Source organism: Castellaniella sp., from assembly GCF_004321985.1.
In the GTDB taxonomy this organism is placed as follows: Bacteria; Pseudomonadota; Gammaproteobacteria; order Burkholderiales; family Burkholderiaceae_B; genus Castellaniella.
Genome location: NZ_SCQN01000032.1, coordinates 1 through 8,236, shown reverse-complemented (window position 1 = coordinate 8,236; position 8,236 = coordinate 1). Strand labels below are relative to the sequence as shown.

Annotated in this window: 6 protein-coding genes; 1 reads left to right on the top strand and 5 read right to left on the bottom strand. The window is 63.0% G+C overall.

Annotation, left to right across the window (positions count from 1 at the left end; translation table 11 throughout):
- Nucleotides 1–53: 53 nt before the first annotated feature.
- Nucleotides 54–2,123 (bottom strand): polyphosphate kinase 1, encoded by a 2,070-nt coding sequence (gene ppk1, locus EPN31_RS06560; protein ID WP_291770930.1) that lies wholly within the window; start codon nucleotides 2,121–2,123, stop codon nucleotides 54–56.
- Nucleotides 2,124–2,192: 69 nt separating this feature from the next.
- Here ppk1 and EPN31_RS06555 point away from each other — a divergent pair, with 69 nt between their 5' ends.
- Nucleotides 2,193–3,695, top strand: a complete 1,503-nt coding sequence (locus EPN31_RS06555) for a Ppx/GppA phosphatase family protein (protein ID WP_291770928.1) — start codon at nucleotides 2,193–2,195, stop codon at nucleotides 3,693–3,695.
- 30 nt (nucleotides 3,696–3,725) lie between these two features.
- Here the strand turns inward: EPN31_RS06555 and EPN31_RS06550 are convergent, their stop codons facing one another.
- From EPN31_RS06550 to ftsH, 4 genes are all read right to left on the bottom strand, one after another.
- Nucleotides 3,726–4,466: a GNAT family N-acyltransferase gene (locus EPN31_RS06550; RefSeq protein WP_291770931.1), complete on the bottom strand. Its 741-nt coding sequence runs from the start codon at nucleotides 4,464–4,466 to the stop codon at nucleotides 3,726–3,728.
- Nucleotides 4,467–4,572: 106 nt separating this feature from the next.
- Nucleotides 4,573–5,916 carry a phosphoglucosamine mutase gene (glmM, locus tag EPN31_RS06545; RefSeq protein WP_291770926.1) on the bottom strand — a complete coding sequence of 448 codons (1,344 nt, stop codon included), beginning with the start codon at nucleotides 5,914–5,916 and terminating at the stop codon, nucleotides 4,573–4,575.
- Nucleotides 5,913–6,752 carry a dihydropteroate synthase gene (folP, locus tag EPN31_RS06540; protein WP_291770924.1) on the bottom strand — a complete coding sequence of 280 codons (840 nt, stop codon included), beginning with the start codon at nucleotides 6,750–6,752 and terminating at the stop codon, nucleotides 5,913–5,915. The genes glmM and folP overlap by 4 nt, the downstream gene beginning before the upstream one ends.
- Before the next feature lie 17 nt (nucleotides 6,753–6,769).
- On the bottom strand, nucleotides 6,770–8,236 hold a 1,467-nt coding region (gene ftsH, locus EPN31_RS06535), incomplete at its 5' end, for an ATP-dependent zinc metalloprotease FtsH (protein ID WP_291770922.1).

Genomic DNA, 8,236 nt, shown 5'->3' with positions numbered 1-8,236 from the left:
CGCTCCGATAATTCAGGCGACAGACAGCCCGCAGGGGCTGTCTGTCGCCTGAATTATCCAAGTCTCGCCATCAGGTGTTGGTGCAGGTTCAATGGGGCGCGGCGATTGCGCACACGCAAGTAGCGACCGTCAGGCTGGGCCGCCCAGGCGAGCTGATTGTCGCGCCACGCGAATGTGAAGGCCTCGTCGATGACACGGCGGCGCAGCGTCTTGTCCAGCACCGGAAAGGCGAGTTCCACCCGGCGCAGGAAATTACGGTCCATCCAGTCGGCCGACGACAGATACAGCGGCTCGGCACCGTCCTGATAAAAGTAGAACACCCTCGAATGCTCCAAAAAGCGGCCAATGATGGAGCGTACGCTGATGCGTTCGGACAGCCCTGGGACTCCCGCCTGCAGCGCGCAGGCCCCGCGCACGATCAGGTCGATCCGCACGCCGGCCTGACTGGCTTCGTAGAGCGCCTGGATCACAGTCGGCTCCAGCAGGGAATTCATCTTTGCCCGGATGCGCGCCCGCTTGCCGGCCCGTGCGAATTCGGTCTCGGCATGAATGAGGTTGAGAATGGTCTCGTGCAGGGTGAACGGCGACTGTAGAAGCAGCTTCAGGTCACGCCGCGCGCCCAGGCCTGTGAGCAGCGAGAACACCTGATCCATGTCTTCGCAGATCTGCTGGTTGGCTGTCAGCAGCCCAAAGTCGGTGTACAGACGCGCCGTGCGCGGATGGTAGTTGCCCGTTCCCAGGTGTCCGTAGCGGCGGATGCGCCCGTCTTCGCGGCGCAACACCAGCGCCATCTTGGCATGGGTCTTGTGCCCCACCACGCCATAGCTGACATGGGCGCCGACTTCTTCGAGCCGGGCCGCCCAGTTGATGTTGGTCTGCTCGTCGAACCGCGCCATCAGTTCGACCACAACGGTGACTTCTTTGCCCGCGCGGGCGGCCGAAAGCAGCAGCCCCATAAGTTCCGAATCCTCTCCAGTCCGGTAAATGGTCTGCTTGATAGCCACTACCTGTGGATCCAGAGCGGCACTGCGCAAAAACATCAGTACCGGCTGAAACGACTGATAGGGGTGATGCAGCAGCTGATCGCGTTCCGAGAGGGCTGCGAACAGGTCTTCAGGACGCTCCATGTTGCGGTCGAAAGGCGGCGGTATGCGCGGCCGGAAGACGGGATATTCCAGATCTGGGCGACTGACCTGGTTGCAAAGCTGCATGAGGCGGCTCAAATTCACTGGCCCATTGACCCGGTAGGTATCGGCTGCCGCCAAGCCGAATTCGCGCTGCAGAAACAATTCCAGGTCGGGCGGCATGGCGTGGGCGATTTCCAGCCGTACGGAGGCGCCGAAATTGCGCTGAGACAGTTCGCCCTGCAGCGCCTGGCGCAGATTGGTGATTTCTTCCTCATCCACGAACAGATCGCTGTTGCGCGTCACCCGCCACTGATAACAACCTTGCACGTCCATGCCCGGAAACAAGTCGCCCACGAACGCATTGATGAGCGTGGTCAGCAGCATAAAACCGTCGGGTATTCCGGAAATCTCCGACGGAATCTTGATCATCCGCGGCAACGCCCGCGGCGCCTGCACGATGGCGATGTGACCTTCCCGGCCGAACGCATCTTCGCCGCTGAGCGACACGATGAAATTCAGGCTCTTGTTGTAGACGCGCGGAAAGGGGTGGGCGGGGTCTAGCCCGATCGGAGTGAGCAGCGGCATCACGTCGCGGCGGAACATGCCATAGGCCCATTCGCGCTGCAGGTCGGTCCAGCCTGTGGAGTACACCAGGCCCACGCCATGCTCCATGAGCTTGGGCATGACTTCACCCGTCAGCAGCCGATTCTGCCGATCCACCAGGGTGTGCGCGGCGCGCTGCACCCGATCGAACGCCTCGCCGGGAGTCAGCCCGTCGACCCCGCGCAGATCCGGAGTCTGGCGTTGCTGCTCCTTCAGGCTCGCTATGCGGATCTCGAAGAATTCGTCCAGGTTTGACCCCACGATGCAGAGATACCGCAGCCGCTCGAGCACCGGTACGTCCAGGCGCTCGGCCATGGACAGTACCCGCTCGTTGAACTTCAGGACCGACAGCTCACGGTTGAGCAGAACCGGCGTCTCGACAGTCTCTCTCATTCACACCCCACAGTCCCAGGCTGACTCAAACACTATAATCGCACAGTGCGACATTCTCGGGTAAGCGACATGGACGACCGGTTGGCCTCGATCGACCTGGGTTCCAACACCTTCCGCCTTTCGGTCGGTCGCGTCGTGCGCCATGGCGACGCTATCCAGATCTACGCCGAAGACAAGATGCGCGAGCTGGTCGCCATGGCCAGCGGGCTGGACGAGCACAAGCGCATCAACGATGCCACCATCGAGCAGGCCCTGGCGGCCCTGCGGCGGTTCGGCGAACGACTGCAAGGCTTCTCTCCCGCCAACGTGCGGGCGGTGGCCACCAATACCTTTCGGGTCGCGCGCAATGCGGCCGAAATCCTGCCCAGGGCCGAACAGGCGCTGGGCTTTCCCATCGAGGTCATCTCGGGCCAAGAAGAAGCGCGCCTGATCTACCTGGGCGTCACCCAGACCCTGCCGCCTTCAGACCGCCGCCGCCTGGTGATCGACATCGGTGGTGGTTCGACCGAATTCATCATCGGCCGTGGTGCGACGCCGCTGGAGCTGGCCTCGCTGGAACTTGGATGCACGTCCTGGACGAGACGCTTCTTCCCCCAGGGTCGAATTACCGCCGCACGCCTGAAGCAGGCGACACTCGCCGCCCGGGAGGCAGTCCAGACCATTGCACGCCGCTACCGCCGCACTGGGTGGGACAAGGCCTACGGATCCTCAGGCACAGCCAAGGGCCTGCTGGCAATCCTGACCGAAAATCACTTGAGCCCGCACGACATCACGGCGGCGGGGATGGAGCGTCTGGCGGCGGCGCTGGTCGAGATCGGCGAGGTTCGCCTGCGGGACTGGGCGGGGCTGAAAGAGGAACGCGCATCAGTGCTCGCGGGCGGTCTGGCCATCATGATGGCGGCATTCCAGGAACTGGGTATCGATCACATGGGGGCCGGGGACGGCGCCCTGCGCGTAGGCGTGCTGCACGACCTGCTGGGGAGGGATTCGCACCACGACCAGCGCGATGACACAGTGCGCCAGGCCATGGCGCGCTACCACATTGACGGCGAACAGGCAGACCAGGTGCGTGCGACAGCGCTGGCGCTGTTCGATCAGCTGGATCTGCCGCCGGGATCGGCAGCCCAGGACCTGCGCCGCACCCTGGGATGGGCGGCCCAGCTGCACGAAGTCGGGCTGTCCATCGCACGCAACGATTATCACAAGCACAGCGCGTACATCCTGGAGCATGCGGACCTCCCGGGATTCTCGCGCGACGACCAGATGCACCTGGGCTTCCTGGCCAGAGGCCAGCAGGGCAGACTCCACAAGCTTCGCGGCTACACAACGGACCGCCCACACTGGCTGGCGCTGTGCTGTTTGCGGCTGGCCGTTCTGCTGCTGCGCCGACGTGAACCGCTAGCCGTGCAGCCCATCACCCTGCGGGTCCAGGCGCGGACCATTGCACTGAGCATCGCGCCGGCATGGCTCGCAGCCCATCCACTGAGCGAATTCTCGTTAGAGGCGGAAATCGGAATCTGGCGCATGGCCGGCTTTACGCTGACGCTCAACGAGATTGACTACACAACATGAGCCACGGCGCAGGCGACGGTGGCTCAGTAGTCATTCCATGCCAAAGTGCCGTCGGTAGCGGCTGTCCAGCCACTCCAGGTCCAGCAGGATGGGAAAATCCGCCGTGTTGAAGTCGGGATCCCAGGCTGGCGCACCGCAAATCGTGCAACCCAGCTTCAGATAGCCTTTGATGAGCGGTGGCAGGCGCACCGGACGACTGCTGTTCAAGCGGTCCAGCGGATAGGGATGCAGCGGCCGAATGCGCGGTACCGACGGGCGCTGCGCCATGAGCGACTGAGCCTGGCGCCAGACCTCAGAAGCCGTCTCGCCACCGTCCCGAAGACTGACGCTGGCGCAACCCAGCATATAGCGGTAGTCCCCCCGCATCATGACCTGGGCCAGCCCCGACCACAACAACATGATGGCCGTCCCGTGACGAAAGCCGGCGTCGATACAGGAACGCCCGACCTCCACCATCCGAGAACGCAACGGAGCCAACGGCTTCAGATCGAACTCGGCATCCGAATAATAGCGGCCCACCTGAACAGCCGCCTCCGGCGTCAGCAGCCGATAGGTACCGACGACCTGATCGGAGCCGGCCTCTCGCACCATGAAATGAATGCACCAGGCGTCGAAGCAGTCCACATCGCGATCGCCTTCGGCCTCGGGGAAGTAAGCTCCCATGTCCTCGGTGAACACCCGAAAGCGCAGGCGCTGAAGGGCGGCCAGCTCATCCGGCGTATGGGCCAGGCTGAGCGTCAGTCCGCTCGCTTCCAGGCCAGCCCATTCCATGTGGCGCGTTGGCGCCACAGGCAGATCCAATTCCTGAGAGAGCATCGTCGGTCCTCAAGAATAATGGCGCCCCGTAGAGGTGCCAGGTTCATCGGCAGAATGCCATTCAGCCCAGCTTGACTGCGACGAGCTGACGCACACCCTCCTCGGCCAGTGCCTCGTCATCGGCCTCGACCATCAGGCGCAGCTTGGGTTCAGTGCCAGAGGCACGGATCAGCACCCGGCCACGATCCCCCAGATTGCCTCGGACGGTTTCAGCCGCCCGCTGGAGACCGGCATGGGTACGCCAATCCAGCCCCGGAGCCAGCGGGACGTTGACCATCCTCTGCGCATACATCTTCAGATCGGCCACCAGCGCCGCCAGCGAGGTCTGGCCGGCATGCCGCATGGCGGCAAAAACCTGCAGCGCCGCCACAATCCCGTCACCCGTCGTATGACGATCCAGACACAGCAGATGGCCGGAGCTCTCTCCACCAAAGAGCCAGCCATGCTCCTGCAGTTTTTCCAGGACATAGCGGTCACCTACTTGAGCGCGCTCGAAGGCAATCCCCAGTTCACCCAACCGGCGTTCCAGGCCAAAGTTCGTCATGAGGGTTCCGACCACGCCCTGGATGGGCTGTGTGCGGGCCCGATCGCGCACAATGGCATAGAGCAGTTCATCACCGTTGTAGAGTCGTCCGCTCGCGTCCACCATCTGCAACCGGTCGGCATCACCATCCAGTGCCACACCGTAGTCAGCGCCTAAGCGCGTAACGGCCGCCACCAGCGCCTCCGGGTGCGTGGCTCCCACTTGTTCGTTGATGTTGAAACCGTCAGGCTCACAACCAATCACAGAAACCTCAGCCCCCAATTCCCGGAAAACGTGCGGCGCGATATGGTAGGCGGCACCGTTGGCCGCATCCACCACCAGTTTCAGGCCCTGCAGATCCAGTTCATTGGGAAACGTGCTCTTGCAAAATTCGATATAACGACCTGGCGCATCGTTGATGCGGCGCGCGCGCCCCAGCCCGGCGGAATCCGCGCAGCCTAAGGGTTCGTCGAGCATCGTCTCGATGGCAGCCTCAGTAGCATCCGGCAACTTGACACCCGCCGCAGAAAAGAACTTGATGCCGTTATCATAATAAGGATTGTGTGACGCGCTGATGACCACCCCTGCCGCCAGGCGCCAGGCGCGTGTCAAATAGGCCACAGCCGGGGTCGGAAGCGGCCCGGCCAGCATCACATCGACACCTGCTGCAGACAGGCCGGCCTCCAGCGCCGATTCCAGCATATAGCCAGAGATCCGCGTGTCCTTGCCGATCACCACTGTGGGGCGCCCCCCGCTGGGGTTGTCTCGCGCCAGCACCCGCCCGGCGGCATAGCCCAGCCGCAAGGCAAACTCCGCATTGATGCGGTCGCCGCCCACGATACCCCGCACGCCGTCGGTCCCGAAATATTTACGTGCACTCATGCACGGACTCCTTGTTCAACCGCTGCCCAGACCTGAAGGGCCGATACCGTATCGGCCACGTCGTGGACACGCAAAATATGAGCGCCGCGCGCGGCCGCCGCCAGCGCGGCCGCAACGCTGCCGCCCAGCCGCTGCCCGGCCGGGCGCCCGGTGACTGCGCCAATCATGGATTTGCGCGAAACCCCAACCAAACAAGGAAAATCCGATCCCATGACTGCCGTCAGCTCACGCAGCAATGTGTAATTGTGCGCCACCGACTTGCCGAATCCGAACCCAGGATCGAGCACGATACGATCGGCCGATACCCCGGCTTCCTGCAGCCGACGAGCGCCGGCCGACAGATAATCATGGACCTCACGCACCACGTCGTCATAGGACGGATGCTGTTGCATGGTACGCGGCTCACCCTGCATGTGCATCAGGCAAAGTGCGCAGTCCGACGCAACCACGGCCTGCACCGACAATTCCGAATCAAAGCCGCGGATATCGTTGATCATGTCGGCGCCAGACCGCAGGACCCCCCGCATGACCTCTGGCTTGCAGGTATCGACCGACAGAGGAACCCCGCAATCACGCAGTGCCTCGATCACCGGCAGAACCCGCTGCAGCTCGTCGGCGGCAGGAACAGCTGCCGCACCGGGACGCGTGGACTCACCGCCGATATCCAGGATATCGGCACCGTCTTCAATCAGGGAATAAGCGTGAGCGACCGCTGCCTGGGGCGTGAAGTGCGCGCCCCCGTCCGAAAAGGAGTCGGGCGTGACGTTCACGATCCCCATCACGAGAGGGCGCTCCAGGGACAAGCGGAAGCGCCCGAACTGAAGATGATCAGGCATATACGGTAGACGCCGGATCAGACCGGTGTCGTTGCTGGCCCCTGGTCATTGCTGGCTGCGGGCTGCCCGGCAGAGGGCGGATTGTGCGTGTCGTTGCCCGTGACGGATGTGGGCTTGGGCGCACGCGGAGGCCGACCCGCCATGATGTCGTCGATCTGATCGGCGTCAATGGTTTCCCATTCCAGCAGCGCATGCGCCATGGCATGCATTTTTTCCTGGTTGGATTCAATGAGGTTGCGAGCCACGGAATACTGCTCGTCGATGATCCGGCGGATCTCCGCATCGACCTTCTGCATGGTGGCCTCAGAAACATGCGTGGTTTTGGTCACGCTGCGGCCCAGGAAGACCTCACCTTCATTTTCGGCGTAGACCACCGGCCCCAGCGAATCCGTCATGCCGTAGCGCGTGACGATGTCGCGCGCGATGGCGGTTGCACGCTCGAAGTCATTGGACGCGCCAGTCGTCATCTGATGCATGAAAACCTCTTCGGCAATACGGCCGCCGAACAGCACGGCGATCGTATCCAGGAGACGTTCCTTGTCCATGCTGTAGCGATCGTTCTCCGGCAGCTGCATAGTCACGCCCAGCGCCCGGCCGCGCGGAATGATGGTGACCTTGTGAACCGGGTCCGTCTTGGGCAGGAGCTTGGCCACCAGGGCATGACCAGATTCGTGATAGGCGGTGTTGCGGCGCTCTTCCTCGGGCATGATCATCGAGTGCCGTTCAGCACCCATGATGATCTTGTCCTTGGCTTTTTCCAGGTCGGCCATCCCCACGGTACGGCCATTTCGGCGCGCGGCGAACAGTGCGGCCTCATTGATGAGGTTGGCCAGATCGGCCCCCGAAAAGCCCGGCGTCCCGCGCGCCAGCACGCTGGGATCCACGTCCTGCGCGATCGGGACCTTGCGCATGTGGACCTTCAGGATCTGTTCACGGCCCCGGATGTCGGGAAGCGACACCACGACCTGACGGTCGAAGCGCCCCGGACGCAGCAGCGCCGGATCCAATACATCGGGCCGGTTGGTGGCTGCAACCACCAGCACACCCTGTCCGGTCTCAAAGCCGTCCATCTCGACCAGCAGCTGGTTCAGCGTCTGTTCGCGTTCATCATTGCCGCCACCCAATCCGGCCCCGCGTTGGCGACCCACGGCGTCGATTTCATCGATGAAAATGATGCAGGGAGACTGCTTCTTCGCGTTCTCGAACATGTCGCGCACGCGGGCCGCGCCCACACCCACGAACATTTCCACGAAATCGGACCCCGAAATACTGAAGAACGGGACCTTGGCTTCGCCCGCGATGGCCTTGGCCAACAGCGTCTTCCCGGTCCCCGGGGGGCCTACCATCAGCACGCCGCGGGGAATGCGCCCGCCAAGACGCTGGAATTTGGTGGGGTCCTTCAGGAAATCGACCAGTTCCTGGACGTCTTCCTTAGCTTCGTCGCAACCCGCCACATCAGCGAAGGTGATGTTGTTGTTGTTTTC